This window comes from Microbacterium sp. KR10-403 (assembly GCF_040196215.1).
GTDB lineage: Bacteria > Actinomycetota > Actinomycetes > Actinomycetales > Microbacteriaceae > Microbacterium.
The window spans coordinates 380,391-395,410 of record NZ_JBEGDC010000004.1; the positions used below are offsets into that span (position 1 = coordinate 380,391).

Genomic DNA, 15,020 nt, shown 5'->3' on the forward strand with positions numbered 1-15,020 from the left:
GGGGAACGATCATGGCCGAGATGATGGCCGGGGCGGGCGCCCACACGGGCCCCGCCCCGACGACCGGCTCAGCCGGCCGGCCAGGCCGCCTGTATCTGGGCTTGCACGTCCGACGTGGACTTCCCGTTGATCCAGTCGACCATTCCGGTCCAGAAGGCCGTCTCCACGACGTTGGGCATCGCATCGTCCGCTCCGAAGCGGAACACGGTGGCCGGATCCTGCAGGATCTTGATGGCGCTCGCCAGCAGCTGGTCCTGCTCCTTGGTGGCATCCAGCCCCTTGTTCGCACTGATGAAGGAGGCGTTCGGCACCGCGATCAGGCTGTTGGCCCAGTCCGCGCTGGAGAGGTACTGCATCACCTTCTGGGTGGCCGCGTTCGAGTCGAACGCCGCCGCGAAGTCGCCGCCGCCGACGACCGCGTTCTTCCCCGCGGTCGGGCCGGGCTGCGGGAACGCCCAGATGTCACCGTCGGGCGCGACCTTCGGCGTGGTCCCCGCCGCGGTCTTCGCGGTGGCGAAGCTCGCCTCGAGGAAGGTGGCCTGGTTCGTCAGCGCGCACTTGCCGGAGGCGAGCGGCGTCGCGACATCGCCGAACGCGGTCGAGTTGATCGACTTGACGTCGCCGAACCCGGCGTTGACGTACTGCGGGTTCAGCAGGGTCTTGCCGAGCGTGTCGAACGCACTGGCGATCGCCGGATCGGTGAACTTCGTGGTCCCCTTCACCCAGGCGTCGTACACCGACGGCCCTGCGTCGGCGAGCACGAGCTCGGCGAGCTGGTCGGCACCGGGCCATCCGGAGGCGTCGCCCGAGTTGAACCCGGCGCACCACGGAGGCTGCCCCGTCTTCTGGCGGATCGTGCTGGTCAGCTGCAGCAGCTGGTCATAGGTCGTCGGCACGGACACGCCCCACTTCTTGAAGTCGGCCGGCGAGTACCAGATGTAGCCCTTCACCGACGCGTCCATGGGGGTCGCGTAGAGCTTTCCGCCGGAGGTCACGTAGCCCTGCCAGTCTGTGGAGAAGTTCTTCTTCACGCTGGCGGCGGTGGCGGAGTCCAGCTCTTTGACCTTTCCGGTCTGGACGGCTGCCGACAGGAGCCCCGGCTGCGGGAACATGCCGATGTCGGGCAGCGAGTTCGCCTGGATCTTGGTGGCGATGTTCGCGGTGAAGTTCTTGTCACCCGTGTACTGGATCGTGATGCCCTGCTGCTTCGCCCAGGCCGACCACGACGCTTCGAGCTCGGTGGCCTCGGTGCCGGTGTCGGGACCGTAGATGGTCACGGTCGCCCCCTTGACGCTCCCGCTCGCGTTGCCGCCCGATCCCCCGCCCGAGCCGCCGCCCGAGCTGCAGGCGCTGAGGCCGACGACGGATGCTGCCGCCACGGCCAGGACGGCGACCTGCCGGGCGCGCCGCGATCCGGATGCTCTCCCACCGATTCCGTGTGCACGCATGATGCACTCCTCGCAATCTCGTTGCCTGTGTCGCGTCGACTCGGGTCATGACGGCCGGCGTGGCGAGGACGGACTGGTATCAGTTCGCAATCGTGACGGTAGTCGTGCGGGTGGTGGGTGGATGCCGCTGTCAGCCGCCTCTGAACAGACGTACAGACAACGTGCAAGAACGGGGATGTCTCCCCCTCCCCGTAGGCTCGACCCGTGAGCACGCCCGGAACCCTGAACCGCGACATCCTGCGGCTCGCGGTCCCGGCGCTCGGCTCGCTCATCGCCGAGCCGCTGTTCCTCATCATCGATTCGGCCCTGGTCGGGCACCTCGGCGTGGTGCCGCTGGCGGCACTGGGCGTGGCATCCGCGATCCTGCAGACGATCGTGGGACTGATGGTGTTCCTCGCGTACTCGACGACCCCCGCGGTCGCGCGGCGATTCGGAGCGGGCGATGCGACCCGGGCCGTGTCGGTCGGCATCGACGGCATGTGGCTGGCCCTCGGGCTCGGTGCCGTGCTGGCACTGGCCGGGTACCTGGGCACGCCGTTGCTGGTGGGGCTGTTCGGCGCCGGACCCGAGGTCACCGCCGACGCCGAGGCATACCTGGGCATCTCGATGTGGGGGCTGCCGGCGATGCTCATCGTGTTCGCCGCGACCGGGCTGCTGCGCGGCATGCAAGACACGGTGACGCCGCTGTGGATCGCCGGCATCGGCTTCGCCGCGAACGCCCTGCTGAACGCCCTGTTCATCTACGGGCTGGGCTGGGGCATCGCGGGCTCGGCCACCGGCACCGTCGTCGCGCAGTGGGGCATGGTCGCCGCGTACGTCGCGGTGATCGGCCGATTGGCGCGCCGGCATCAGGCGTCGGTGCGGCCGCAGCGCGAGGGCGTGCGGGGGTCGGCCCGTTCGGGCGTGTGGATGTTCCTGCGCACGGTGTCGCTGCGCGTCGCCCTGCTGGCGACGGTCGCTGTCGCGACCGCATTCGGCACGCAGGAGCTCGCCGGCTGGCAGGTCGCGTTCACGATGTTCTCGACGGCGGCCTTCGCCCTTGACGCGCTGGCGATCGCCGCGCAGGCACTCATCGGCAAGGGGCTGGGGTCGGGCTCGACGCGCGAGGTGCGGCAGGTGCTGCGCCGCACGCTGGCGTGGGGCGTCTGGTTCGGCGTCGTCGTGGGCGCGCTGATCGGCGGGCTGTCGGGATGGATCGGGATGCTGTTCACCGGCGACGCGCAGGTGGCGGCGCTCGTGCAGCCCGCCCTGATCGTGCTGGCGGTCGCGCAGCCGATCTGCGGGGTCGTGTTCGTGCTCGACGGGGTGCTGATCGGCGCGAACGACGCCCGCTATCTCGCGATCGCGGGCGGTCTCAACCTCGTGGTGTACGTACCGGTGCTGATCGCGCTGTCGATCTGGCACCCGGGCGGGGCTGCGGGCCTCGCGTGGCTGGCCGTCGCGTTCTTCGGGGTGTACATGCTCGCCCGGCTCGCGACGCTGGGCTGGCGCATCCGCCGCCCGCAGTGGATGACGCAGCCGGCGTAGCGGCTCACGCCCAGCGGCGGCACCACTCGTACATGATCACGGCCGCGGCCGCGCTGGCGTTGATGGACCGGGTCGAGCCGTACTGGGTGATCTCGACGACGGCGGATGCGGCATCCACCGCCTCCGGCGACAGTCCCGGGCCCTCCTGACCGAACAGGAGCACGCACCGCTCGGGCAGCTCCGCCTCGTTCACCGGCACCGATCCCGGCACGTTGTCGATGGCGACGATCGGCAGGGACGCCGCCGCGGCCCATGCGGCGAACGCCGCGACGTCTTCGTGGTGCATGACGTGCTGATAGCGGTCGGTGACCATGGCCCCGCGGCGGTTCCAGCGCCGCTTGCCGACGATGTGCACGGTGTCGGCGAGGAACGCGTTGGCGCTGCGCACGATCGAGCCGATGTTCATGTCGTGCTGCCAGTTCTCGATGGCGACGTGGAACGGATGCCGCCGCGTGTCGAGGTCGGCGACGATGGCGTCCATGCTCCAGTACCGGTAGCGGTCGATGACATTGCGCCGGTCGCCGTGCGCGAGCAGCTCGGGGTCGTAGCGCGGGTCGGTCGGCCACTGCGCCTGCCCGCCGGGCCAGGGGCCCACTCCGTACGGGATCTCGGGCTCGGGCTCGCTCACCGCTCCAGGCTAGTCGCGCCGTGGACCCTGCGGCCGCCCACCCTCGCCCTGCTTCTCGAACCCCACCCTCGCCTGCTTCTCACACCCCACCCTCGCCTGAGGCGAGGGGATCTGCCGAGCAGAGGACAGTTTCGCGCCATTCGGTCCTCGCCTCGTCCACTCCCCTCGCCCGAGGCGAGGACCGCGTGGAAGGCGGACATGCCGACCGATCGAATTGGCCTCACAGGGTTTCGGGATGCCGAAAACAGCGCTACGATTTCGGCGTGCCGAAAGATGAGGTCGATGTGCTGCGCGCAGCGCCGCGCTCCGCCTCGTCGACGGCCGCGCGCCCCTCCCGGAGGGTGTGGATGCTGGGGCCCGCGCTCGTCGCGGGAGTCGCCTATCTCGACCCCGGCAATGTCGCGAGCAACATGACGGCCGGCGCGACATACGGCTACCTGCTGATCTGGGTGGTCGTGCTCGCGAACCTCATCGCCTGGCTCGTGCAGTATCTGTCCGCCAAGCTGGGCCTGGTCACCGGCCGCAGCCTGCCCGAACTGCTCGGCGAGCGCATCCGCCGACCGTGGGCGCGACGCGCGTACTGGCTGCAGGCCGAGCTGGTCGCGATGGCCACCGACGTGGCAGAGGTCATCGGCGGGGCGGTCGCGCTGCAGCTGCTGTTCGGCCTTCCGCTGCTCTGGGGCGGCGCGATCACCGCGGTCGTCTCCCTCACCCTGCTGATGGTGCAGACCCGACACGGGGCGCGCACGTTCGAGTTCGTCATCATCGGCATGGTGGCGATCATCGCCGTGGGCTTCGTCGCCGGCGTCTTCGTCGCCCCGCCCGACGCCGCGGGCGTCGCCGCCGGGCTCGTGCCGCGGTTCGAGGGTTCCGGGTCGGTGCTGCTCGCGGCATCCATCCTCGGTGCGACCGTGATGCCGCACGCGATCTACGCCCACTCGGCCCTCACCCGCGACCGCTTCGGGACCGACCCCACGCCGATCCCCCGGCTGCTGCGTGCCACACGCTGGGATGTCTCGCTGGCCATGCTCATCGCGGGGGCGGTGAACGTCGCGATCCTGCTGCTCGCGGCCGCGAACCTCGCGGGAGTCGCCGGCACCGACTCGCTCGAGGGCGCCTACGCCGCACTGCGCACCGGCATCGGGCCCGTCGTCGCGACGCTGTTCGCCGTAGGCCTTCTGGCCAGCGGACTGGCGAGCACCTCGGTGGGGGCCTATGCCGGCGCCGAGATCATGCACGGCCTGCTGCACGCGCACATCCCGCTGCTGCTGCGCCGACTCGTCTCCGTGCTGCCCGCCCTCCTGCTGCTCGGCATCGGCGCCGATCCCACACGGTCGCTCGTGTTCAGTCAGGTCGTGCTGTCGTTCGGCATCCCGTTCGCGCTGATCCCCCTGGTGTCGTTGACCGCCCGCGGCGCGGTGCTGGGCCGGTTCCGCAACCGTGCCGCCACGACGGTGCTCGGGGTCGCGGCATCCGTCGCCCTCATCGTGTTGAACGGGATGCTGCTGGTCCTCGTCGCCGCCGACGCCTGACCCCTCTACCCTGGGATGATGCCCTCCCCCGCCGTCGACGACTATCTGAAGACGATCTACCACCACACCGAGTGGCAGGACGAGCAGATCACCCCGTCGCAGCTGGCCGCGCAGCTCTCGCTCGCGCCGTCGAGCGTGACCGAGATGGTGCAGAAGCTCACGGCGCAGGGACTCGTCTCGCACCGGCCGTACGGCCCGATCGCGCTGACGGCCGAGGGATCGCGCCGGGCGGCCGCGATCATCCGTCGGCACCGGCTCATCGAGACCTGGCTCGTGCGCGAGTTCGACTACGCGTGGGACGAGGTGCACGACGAGGCCGAGGTCCTCGAGCATGCGCTGAGCGACCGACTGCTCGCCGGCATCGACGAGCGTCTCGGGCATCCGCATTTCGACCCGCATGGCGACGCGATCCCCGACGCGGACGGGCGCGTGCACCGCGAGGAGTTCGTGCTGCTCGCCGACGCGCCGGAAGGTCATCAGGGGCGCGTGCTCCGGGTGAGCGACCGCGATCCGGTGCTGCTGCGGGCGGTGCAGGATGCCGGAATGGACATCGGCACCGCGGTCGAGGTGGAGGCCACGGGGCGCGTGCGCGTCGCCGGAGCCAGCCGCGCGGTGCCGGCCGGCGCCGCCGACGCCGTGTGGCTCACCGCGTGAGCGGCCGCGGTCAGAACAGGAACAGGCCGACGAGGTAGCTGATCAGGGTCGTGCCCACGCCCACGATCAGCGACCGCACGATCGTGCGGCGCACCGAGAGGTGCCCGGCGCGCGCCGCGATCAGCGAGACGGCCACGAGCGAGACGACGACCGCCGCAAGGATCCCCCAGTACTCGAGGTGGGGCACGAACACCGTGAGCAGGAACGGGATGAACGCGCCGATCAGGAACGCGATGCCCGCGCCGACCCCGATGCCGATCGTCTCGCCCACGGTCATGACGTCGTCGATGCCGAACTCGCTCTCGAGCTGGGCGCCCAGCGGGTCCTTCGCCGACAGCTCGGCGGCCACGCGCCGTGCCAGCTCGGGGTCGAGTCCCTTCGCCTCGTAATGCGCGACGAGCTCGGCGATCTCGTCGTCGGGATGCGTGGCCAGGCGCTCCTGTTCGCTCTCGACGATGAGCAGCTGCGCCTCGCGCTCGGCCGCGGCCCACTTCGTCCCGCCGAGGCTCAGCGCCCCGGCGACCGTGGCAACCGCTGCCGCCGTGATCAGCACGTGGTCGGCGGCCCCCGCACCGGCGAAGCCCTCGAGCACACCGGCCGTCGCGATGATCCCGTCGTTCGCGTCGACCGCCCACGAGCGCAGGGTCGCGGCATCCCACCACCGCCGCGCGGGTGCGACGGCCTCGCTCACCGCAGCCGCCGTCGGGCGCGGGCGGCTTTCTCGAACGGCCAGCGGACGCGCGTCGCGTTCTCGCAGTACTCCCAGAGGCGGGCGCCGAGCGCCGGGTCGCGGGTCGACTTCGCCGGCATCGTCCGGTGCGGGCTGCCGTGCACGGCGAACCGCGGGCCCCAGTATTGGCCGCCCTCGATGCCGGGGTCGATCAGTGCCCGGACCGGCGCGTACGCGCCGTGTTCCTTCGACTGGGCGATGGGCGTCTGCAGGTTGTCGATGAACCGGGTCATCCGGCTGGGCTCGTTGACCCCGCGGACGCCGGGCGTGCGCCCGCTGATCGAGTAGCCCGGGTGCGCGACCACGCTCGCGACCGGCACGCCCGCGTCGCGCAGCCGCCGGTCGGCCTCGAGGCCGAGCACGGTGGTCGCGATCTTCGACTGCACGTACGCGCGCCACGGGGTGTAGCCCTCGACGAGCTCGGGATCGATCGGGCCCCGGTCGCCGGCGAACGCCGCGAGGCTGCCGAGCCAGACCATCCGGCCGCCGACGACGGCCAGATTCTGCAGCAGCTCACCGGCGAGGGCGAAGTGTCCCAGGACGTTCGTCGCGAACACGAGCTCCTGCCCGCCGACGGTCTGACGGGTGTGCGGAGGATGGACGATGCCCGCATTCAGCAGCAGCCCGTGCAACGGTCCGCGGGTGCGGGCCGTGGCGGCCGCCGCGCGGATCGAGCCGAAGTTGCTGGTGTCGAGCAGGAGGGTCTCGACGCTGCCCGCGTCTTCCTCTCCGACGCCGGGTACGCGCCGCTCGATCGCGGCGTGTGCGGCCGCGAGCCGGTTCGGGTTGCGGCCGGTGAGGATCACGTGGGCGCCCGCGCGCACGAGCTGTTCGGTCGCGAAATACCCCAGGCCCCGCGTGGAACCGGTCACCAGGTAGCGCCTGCCGTTCAGGTCGGGCAGGCGTCGGGGATCCCAGGCCGTCCGCGCCACGTCTCGAGCATATTCCCGCCACGGCATCGGGGCCCGCAGTGCGTGCGCGGCGCGCCCGCCCCCGCGAGGTCGCACGCATCGTCGCGAGGTCGCACGCATCGTCGCGAGGTCGCACGCATCGTCGCGAGGTCGCACGCATCGTCGCGAGGTCGCACGCATCCTCACGAGATCGCACGGCGCGCTCCCGCGCGATCTCGCGGAATACCACGCGACCTCGCGGAGAACCGTGCGATCTCGCGGAATACCACGCGACCTCGCGGAGAACCGCGCGACCTCGCGGAATACCGTGCGACCTCGCGGGGTCGCCCGGGTGCGGCCCGCTAGGCTGGGCGCATGCGGACCCGAGCCGAGATCGAGTGCTGGCTGACCGACATGGACGGCGTGCTGGTCCATGAGAACCGCCCGATCCCCGGGGCATCCGAGCTGCTCGCGCAGTGGCGGGACCGCGGCATCCCGTTCCTCGTCCTCACGAACAATCCGATCTACACGCGGCGCGACCTCTCGGCGCGGCTCGCGCGCTCGGGTCTCGACGTGCCCGAGGACCGCATCTGGACCTCGGCACTGGCGACCGCCCAGTTCTTGAAGTCGCAGATGCCCGGCGGGTCGGCGTTCGTCATCGGCGAGGCGGGTCTGACCACCGCGCTGCACGAGGCCGGCTTCATCATGACCGAGACGCAGCCCGACTATGTCGTCGTCGGCGAGACCCGGCAGTACTCGTTCGAGGCGATCACGATGGCGATCCGCTTCATCAACGCGGGCGCGCGCTTCATCATCACGAATCCCGACTCGACCGGTCCGACGCCCGCGGGCGTGGTGCCGGCGACCGGCTCGTTCGCCGCGCTCATCACCAAGGCCACCGGGAAAGAGCCGTACGTCGTCGGCAAGCCGAACCCGATGATGTTCCGCTCGGCGATGAACCAGATCGGCGCGCACTCCGAGAACACCGGCATGATCGGCGACCGCATGGACACCGACGTCGTCGCAGGCATCGAGGCCGGCCTGCACACCGTTCTCGTCAAGACGGGCATCACCGACCGCGCCGAGATCGAGCGCTACCCGTTCCGCCCCGACGAGATCGTCGACTCGGTGGCCGACCTCGTGGACCGCTGACGCATCCGTGAGCGCACTCGAGCAGAACCTGCTGTTCGCGGTGACCACCCTTGTGGTCGCCGGCACGCTCATCGTGTTCGTTGTGCAGTACATCCGGCACCGGCACGACGGCGACTGAATCGGCTGCGGCCTGCGGCGTTCAGAACTCAGCCGGCCTGCGGCGTTCAGAACTCATCCGGACTGCGCCGCAGAATCGCGAAATCGGCATGATGGCGGCACGAAGCGTCGATATGAGCTGAGTTCTGAACGGCGCGAGCGGCTACGCCGGTGCGCGGTCCGCCTGCAGTACGAGGGCCGCGGCCCCGATCAGCGGCCCGTCGCCGCCCAGCCCGCTGCGCACGACGCGCGCCGCGCGCGCATAGTCCAGCGCCGCGGCGTCCCGCAACGCGGCGCCGATGAGGTCGACGTAGTCGTCGGCGACGTGCGAGAACCCACCGCCCACGGCGAAGACCTCGACGTCGACGAGCGCCGCGATGTCGGCGAGCGCCCGGCCGATCGCACGGGCGGAGCGCTCGATCGCGGCACGGGCGATGGAATCGCCGGATGCCGCGGCCGCCGCCAGCTCTTCGCCGCTGGCACCCGCCCATCCCTGCTTCTGCGCCCACTCGACGCTCGCCGGTCCCGAGGCGACCCGTTCGAGCGAGACGCCGTCGTCGGAGTGCAGCTGGCCGAGGTGACCGGCGTTGCCGGTCGTGCCGGCGAACAGCCGCCCGTCGATGAGGAAGCCGCCGCCGATGCCCGTCGAGACGACGAACGCCAGCGACACCCGCGCGTCGCGGGTCGCTCCGACCCACGACTCGGCCAGCGCCAGGCAGCCGCCGTCATGACCCAGTCGCACGGGCACATCGGGATGGCCCGCGCGGGCCACGGCGTCGGCGACGACGTCGCGCAGCGGCATCCCGTGCAGTGCCGGCATGTTGACGGGGGCGATCGTGCCCGCCGCGTGGTCGATCGGTCCCGCGCTGCCGATGCCGACGCCGACCACCCCGTCACCCGCGCCCGAGAGCACGGTGCGCACGACCTGGATGAGCGCGCCCTGCAAGAGGTCGGGAGTGGCGCGCGGCCCGGTCGGGCGGCGCGACCGAGATCCGGGCACGACGGCACCGGTGGCGTCGACCAGGGCGGCCTCCACCTTCGTGCCGCCCAGATCGACGGCCAGAGCGAGGTCGGTCACGACTTGACCGACCCACTCATCAGTCCACCGATGAAGTACTTGCCGAGGATGATGTAGACCAGCAGCGTCGGCAGCGACGCGATCAGCGCCCCCGCCATCGACGCCCCGTAGTTCGACAGCTGGGCACCCTGCGACAGGTTCACGAGCGACAGCGACACCGGGCCCTGGTTGGCATCCGAGAGGAACAGCGCGAACAGGTAGTCGTTCCACGCCGAGGTGAACTGCCAGATGATCGTCACGACGAACCCGGGCAGCGACAGCGGCAGGATGATGCGCCAGTACGACCCGAGCATGCCGGCGCCGTCGACCCGCGAGGCCTCCATGAGCTCGTTCGGCACGCCCTCGTAGTAGTTGCGGAAGATCAGCGTGCAGATCGGGAGGCCGTAGATGATGTGCACGAACAGCAGGGTGACGATGCTGCTGGGCATGCCCAGCGTCGTCTTCATCTGCACGAGCGGCACCATGATCGCCTGGTACGGGATGAACATGCCGAACAGGATCAGCGTGAACACCACGTTCGCGTAGGGGAACTTCCAGCGCGAGAGCACGAAGCCGTTCATCGAGCCGAGCATCGCCGAGATGATCGCGGCCGGGATCGCGAGCAGGAAGGTGCGCCCGATCGGTGCGGCCAGCGTATTCCACGCGGTGACCCAGTTGTCGAAGCCGGTCGCCCCGTCGGGGCCGGCCTGCCACGGCCACCGGCTCGGCAGACGCCAGGAGGTGATCGCCGAGACGTCGGACGGTCCCTTCAGGCTCGTCACCAGCAGGACGTACACCGGCATCAGCACGATGACGACGAAGAAGAGCAGGATGACGTACTTGGCCGTCCGGCTCAGTCGCCGCTTCGCGCGGCTGCCGCTCGGAGCGGCGCCGAGGCGCTCGTTGCGCCGTTCGATGCCGGTCGTGACCGCCATGGTCTCACTCATCGGCGGGCCTTCCTCTCGGCGCGGGCCGTGTAGATCAGGTACGGCACGATGAAGATGCACACCAGCAGCAGCAGAATCGTCGCGATCGCGGATGCCTTGCCGTACTCGCCCCCGGTCAGCGCGACCCACATGTAGGTGGCGGGCACCTCGGTGATGTAGACCGATCCGGTCACCGCCATGATCAGGTCGAAGACCTTCAGCGACATGTGCGCGACGATCACCAGCGCCGAGAGCGCCACCGGGTGCAGCTGCGGGAAGATGACGTGCCGGTAGAGCTTCCACTCGGAGGCGCCGTCCATGCGCGCGGCCTCGCGGAGTTCTTCGGGGATGCCGCGGAAGCCCGACAGGAAGAGGGCCATGACATAGCCGGCGAGCTGCCAGATGGCCGGCATGGCCATCGCGGCCATGCCCCAGCCCGGCGCGTTGTACCAGTCGTTCTGCAGACCGCCGAGCCCGATCGACTGCAGCAGCCGGTTCAGCCCCGAGGCGCGGTCGCCCTGGGCCGAGCTGAGCAGCCAGCGCCACACCACGCCCGACGCCACGAACGAGACGGCCATCGGGAACAGGTAGATGGAGCGGAACGCGCCCTCGGCGGTGACGCCCTTGTCCAGCATCCACGCCCAGAGGAAGCCGAAGAGCATCGTGCCCACCATGAAGAAGACGGTGAAGATGCCGAGGTTGGCCAGCGAGTGCAGGAAGCGCGGCTCGGTGAGCAGGTCGGTGAAGTTCTGCAGGCCGACGAACTCCGACGCGGTCAGCGCCGAGTCCTTGGTCATGGCGGTCGAGAAGTTCACGCCGATGAGGACGTAGACGAAGATGCCGACCAGGATGAGCGTCGGCGAGATGAGGAGCAGCGGCGGCCCCCAGTTGCGGATGCCTTTGCGCATCGGTGTCCTCCTTGACGTGAGGATGCGCGCGGGGCGACGCCGTGACGCCGCCCCGCGCATTCAGCGGTTGTTACTGACCCAGACCCTTGGTCTGCGCCTGGACGAGCGCGTCCTGGAACGTGCCGGCGTCCTTGGTGGAGACGAACTGCCCGATCGCCGAGGTGATGTCGTTCAGCCACGAGATCTTCACGGCCGCACCGTGTGCGAGCGAGCTGACCACGGTGTCCTTCGCGAACGAGGCCATCGCACCCTGCTGGTACTCCGGGTAGTCGGCCGGGTCGGCGTCGGTGCGCGCCGGGATCGAGCCCTTGGCGAGGTTGAAGGCCTTCTGGCCCTCGGCCGAGCTGATCGTCTTCAGCCAGTTCTTGGCGCCCGCGGCGTGCGGGGCGCCCACCGGCAGTGTGAACGAGTCGGCGAGGAAGTCGAACATGCCGTCGGTGCCGGGCGTCGGCCAGGTCGTGTACTCCTTGCCGTACGTCTTGCCCTTCGCGTCGAACTCGGCCAGCGCCCAGTCACCCATCACGTTGTAGGCGGCGGTGCCGTCGATGACCATGTCGGTGGCGACGGGCCAGTCCTGCCCGGTGCCGTCGGTGTTCGCGTAGCTCAGCAGCTTCGTGTAATAGTCGATGGCCGTCGTGACCTCGGCCGAGTCGAACTTCGTCGACCCGTCCCACAGGCCCTGGTAGCCGTCGGCGCCGAGCACGGAGAGCAGCACGTTCTCGAACAGCTGCACCTGGGTCCAGTCGGTCGCGACCGACAGCGGCGTCTCGACGCCGCTGTCCTTCAGCTTCTTCATGTCGGCCAGCCACGCGTCGAGGTCGGCGGGGGCGACCTTGGGGTCGATGCCGGCCTTGGTCAGCAGGTCGGTGTTGACCCAGGTGACGTTGGCGCGGTGGATGTTGCTGGGCACCGAGTAGATCTTGCCGTCGACGGTCAGGCGGTCCAGCAGCGTGGACGGGAAGACGTCGGTCAGCCCGTTCTCGTCGTAGAAGCTGCTGAGGTCCTCGATCTTGTCGGCCTCGATGTAGTCGGTGAGCTCGGCGCCCGCGTGGGCCTGGAACGAGTCCGGCGGGTTGTTCGCCTTCAGCCGCGACGCGAGTGCGTTCTTCGCGTTCGAGCCGGCGCCGCCGGCGACGGCCGCGTTGACGAACTTGGTGTTCGGGAACTGCTCGTTGAACACCTTGACGAGCGCGTCGAGGCCGGCCTTCTCCGAACCCGATGCCCACCAGGTGAACACCTCGACCTGGCTGTCGTCCTTCGCGCTGTTCCCGTTGTCGCCGTTGTCGCTGGAACCGGAGCAGCCGGCGAGTGCGAGACCGGCGACCGCCAGGCCCGCGACTGCTGCAAGTGCTTTGCGCATGTGATCCTCCGTTGGATGTTGTCAGCCCGCATTCCGCCGGCTGGATGCTATGAAATCTGAAAACGTTGCCAAACGCAAGCCGCGGCCGTGCCGCACGCGGCCGATGTGACCTAATCGTGATGCGGGGGCTGCTCGCCCGACCCGCGCTCGACGAGCCGCGTGCCCAGGGTGATGCGCTGTGTCGGCCCGGATCGTCCGTCGATGCGGTTCAGGAGCAGTTCCGCCGCCGCCGCACCGATCGCGACCGGGTCCTGGGCGATCGTGGTCGTCGGCGGGTCCATCAGCTCCGCGAGGTCGAAGTCGTCGAAGCCGACGAGCGCCAGGCGCGATGCGAGCAGCCGCTGCGCACCGAGCAGCGCACGCGTGGTGCGGCCGTTCGTGGAGAAGATCGCAGTGGGCGGGTCGGGCAGTCGCGCCAGCTCGAGCAGCGCCTCGGCGCAGACGTTGACGTCGTCTTCGACCGAGACGACCAGCGCGCGGTCCGCGGGCAGGCCGAGCCGTTTGAGCGCCTGATAGTAACCGGCTTCGCGCCGCACCGAGGTATAGCGGCCGCTCTCATGTGCGAAGCAGGCGATGCGCCGGTGGCCGGCCGTGTAGAGGTGCTCGACCGCGGCGACGGCGCCGCCTTCGTTGTCCACGACCACCAGGTCGGCGGTGACGTGGTCGCTCGGCGGCTGATCCACGAAGACGACCGGGGTGTCGGGATGGTCGCCGAGAAAGGCGAGGTCGGCACCCTCGGGCGCGACGAGGATGAGCCCGTCGAGGCTGCGGCGCAGCAGGCGCTTGATGACGCGTTCGGCTTCGTCCGCGGCATCCGTCACCGACGTGACCAGCACCACGAGGTCGCGCTCGCGCGCGCGCCCCTCCACGCCCTTGATCAGCGCTGAGAAGAACGGGTCGGAGATGTTGGTGACGACCATGCCGATCATCGCCGACGACCCGGTGCGCAAGGTGTGCGCGGAGTCGTTGCGGCTGAAGTTCAGCTCGCGGACCGCCTTCTCGACGGCGCGCACCTTCGCGGGGGCGACGCCGCCCTTGCCCGAGACGACGCGCGACACCGTCGACAGGCCGACACCGGCCCGCGCGGCGACATCTTTCATCGTCGCGCGACGGGGCGCTTTGTCGAGCGTCGGTTCGTCGTCCATGGCGGTCCGATCTGGCACGTTTTCGGCAACGTTACCAAAGACCGTGGCGTCCTCGTGCGCCCGCCTCGGTCAGGCCCGTCCGCCGCTGCGACGGCACCCGCCCCGAGGGCAAATTCATATGAATTTGTCCAAAGCACATCACACCGCCGCCGGTTCGATGTGCATTCGACGGATTCATATGAATTCGGCGGATGGTTCCGGGCGATACGGGGGCAAAGCGCGACGAAGAACGACGCCTGACCCAGCTACTGCGGGGCGAGCCCCAGGTCGTCGAGGTCGATCGCGGCCAGCCACTGGAGCCCCGCCGCCTCGACCGCCGCCTGCGCGCCGGTCTTGCGGTCGACGATCACCGCGACGGCGACCGGCTCGGCGCCCTCGCGCCGCAGCGCCTCGACCGCCTTGAGCGCCGACTGCCCGGTGGTCGAGGTGTCTTCGAGCACGACGACGCGCTTGCCCGCGACATCCGCCCCCTCGATCTGGCGGCCGCGGCCGTGGTCTTTGGGCTCCTTGCGCACGACGAACGCGTCGAGCGGGCGCTCGGTGCGCACCGACTCGTGCATCACCGCATTGGCGATGGGATCGGCGCCGAGGGTCAGCCCGCCGACCGCGACGACGCCGTCGACATCGCGGATCAGGTCGTGCATGATGCGCCCGATCGCCGGGGCCGCACGGTGGTCGAGCGTGAGCTTGCGCATGTCGACGTAGTACGTCGCCTTCTTGCCGCTCGACAGCGTGAAATCGCCGTGGAACACGGCCTCGTCGGTGATCAGACCGATGAGGGTCTGGCGGTCGGCTTCGAGCGCGGGAGTGGAGGCGACGGTCATGGGCACGAGTCTACGGGGCGGGATGCCGCGGCCTTCTGAACGGCGAAGATCCGCCGATTCTTTCACGCCGAGACGCCGGCAAGATCGCCGGAACCGCACACCCGAGCCCTATAGTCGGTCGCAGAAACCCGACCAGATCACGG

Annotated in this window: 14 protein-coding genes; 4 read left to right on the plus strand and 10 right to left on the minus strand. The window is 70.0% G+C overall.

Annotated features, from left to right (window positions below; genetic code table 11):
- Positions 1-68 precede the first annotated feature (68 nt).
- Positions 69-1,448 (minus strand): ABC transporter substrate-binding protein, encoded by a 1,380-nt coding sequence (locus tag ABMQ42_RS11050; protein WP_349723041.1) that lies wholly within the window; start codon positions 1,446-1,448, stop codon positions 69-71.
- A gap of 204 nt (positions 1,449-1,652) precedes the next feature.
- Here ABMQ42_RS11050 and ABMQ42_RS11055 point away from each other — a divergent pair, with 204 nt between their 5' ends.
- Positions 1,653-2,975, plus strand: a complete 1,323-nt coding sequence (locus ABMQ42_RS11055; protein WP_349723042.1) for an MATE family efflux transporter — start codon at positions 1,653-1,655, stop codon at positions 2,973-2,975.
- A 4-nt stretch (positions 2,976-2,979) separates the two neighbouring features.
- Here ABMQ42_RS11055 and ABMQ42_RS11060 read toward each other — a convergent pair whose 3' ends face one another.
- Complete coding sequence (locus tag ABMQ42_RS11060) at positions 2,980-3,603, minus strand: TrmH family RNA methyltransferase (protein ID WP_349723043.1); 624 nt, start codon at positions 3,601-3,603, stop codon at positions 2,980-2,982.
- Positions 3,604-3,866: 263 nt separating this feature from the next.
- Here ABMQ42_RS11060 and ABMQ42_RS11065 point away from each other — a divergent pair, with 263 nt between their 5' ends.
- Positions 3,867-5,135, plus strand: coding sequence for an Nramp family divalent metal transporter (locus ABMQ42_RS11065; protein ID WP_502884674.1), 1,269 nt, complete (start codon positions 3,867-3,869; stop codon positions 5,133-5,135).
- A gap of 18 nt (positions 5,136-5,153) precedes the next feature.
- Positions 5,154-5,789: a metal-dependent transcriptional regulator gene (locus ABMQ42_RS11070; protein WP_349723044.1), complete on the plus strand. Its 636-nt coding sequence runs from the start codon at positions 5,154-5,156 to the stop codon at positions 5,787-5,789.
- A 10-nt stretch (positions 5,790-5,799) separates the two neighbouring features.
- Here ABMQ42_RS11070 and ABMQ42_RS11075 read toward each other — a convergent pair whose 3' ends face one another.
- Complete coding sequence (locus ABMQ42_RS11075) at positions 5,800-6,480, minus strand: VIT1/CCC1 transporter family protein (RefSeq protein ID WP_349723045.1); 681 nt, start codon at positions 6,478-6,480, stop codon at positions 5,800-5,802.
- Entirely contained in the window at positions 6,477-7,451 is a 975-nt protein-coding gene (locus ABMQ42_RS11080) for an SDR family NAD(P)-dependent oxidoreductase (protein ID WP_349723046.1), read from the minus strand. The genes ABMQ42_RS11075 and ABMQ42_RS11080 overlap by 4 nt, the downstream gene beginning before the upstream one ends.
- A gap of 333 nt (positions 7,452-7,784) precedes the next feature.
- Between ABMQ42_RS11080 and ABMQ42_RS11085 the strand changes: the two genes are divergently transcribed.
- Positions 7,785-8,561, plus strand: a complete 777-nt coding sequence (locus tag ABMQ42_RS11085) for an HAD-IIA family hydrolase (protein WP_349723047.1) — start codon at positions 7,785-7,787, stop codon at positions 8,559-8,561.
- Positions 8,562-8,820: 259 nt separating this feature from the next.
- Here the strand turns inward: ABMQ42_RS11085 and ABMQ42_RS11090 are convergent, their stop codons facing one another.
- From ABMQ42_RS11090 to pyrE, 6 genes are all read right to left on the minus strand, one after another.
- Positions 8,821-9,735: an ROK family protein gene (locus tag ABMQ42_RS11090; protein WP_349723048.1), complete on the minus strand. Its 915-nt coding sequence runs from the start codon at positions 9,733-9,735 to the stop codon at positions 8,821-8,823.
- A complete protein-coding gene (locus ABMQ42_RS11095; RefSeq protein ID WP_349723049.1) occupies positions 9,732-10,661 on the minus strand; it encodes a carbohydrate ABC transporter permease in 930 nt (309 codons plus the stop codon). Before ABMQ42_RS11095 ends, ABMQ42_RS11090 begins: the two co-directional genes overlap by 4 nt.
- Positions 10,658-11,548, minus strand: a complete 891-nt coding sequence (locus ABMQ42_RS11100; RefSeq protein ID WP_349723050.1) for a carbohydrate ABC transporter permease — start codon at positions 11,546-11,548, stop codon at positions 10,658-10,660. The genes ABMQ42_RS11095 and ABMQ42_RS11100 overlap by 4 nt, the downstream gene beginning before the upstream one ends.
- Before the next feature lie 70 nt (positions 11,549-11,618).
- Positions 11,619-12,908, minus strand: coding sequence for an ABC transporter substrate-binding protein (locus tag ABMQ42_RS11105; protein ID WP_349723051.1), 1,290 nt, complete (start codon positions 12,906-12,908; stop codon positions 11,619-11,621).
- 110 nt (positions 12,909-13,018) lie between these two features.
- Positions 13,019-14,053, minus strand: coding sequence for a LacI family DNA-binding transcriptional regulator (locus tag ABMQ42_RS11110; RefSeq protein ID WP_349723052.1), 1,035 nt, complete (start codon positions 14,051-14,053; stop codon positions 13,019-13,021).
- 245 nt (positions 14,054-14,298) lie between these two features.
- Positions 14,299-14,877 (minus strand): orotate phosphoribosyltransferase, encoded by a 579-nt coding sequence (pyrE, locus tag ABMQ42_RS11115; protein ID WP_349723053.1) that lies wholly within the window; start codon positions 14,875-14,877, stop codon positions 14,299-14,301.
- Between the last annotated feature and the right edge of the window lie 143 nt (positions 14,878-15,020).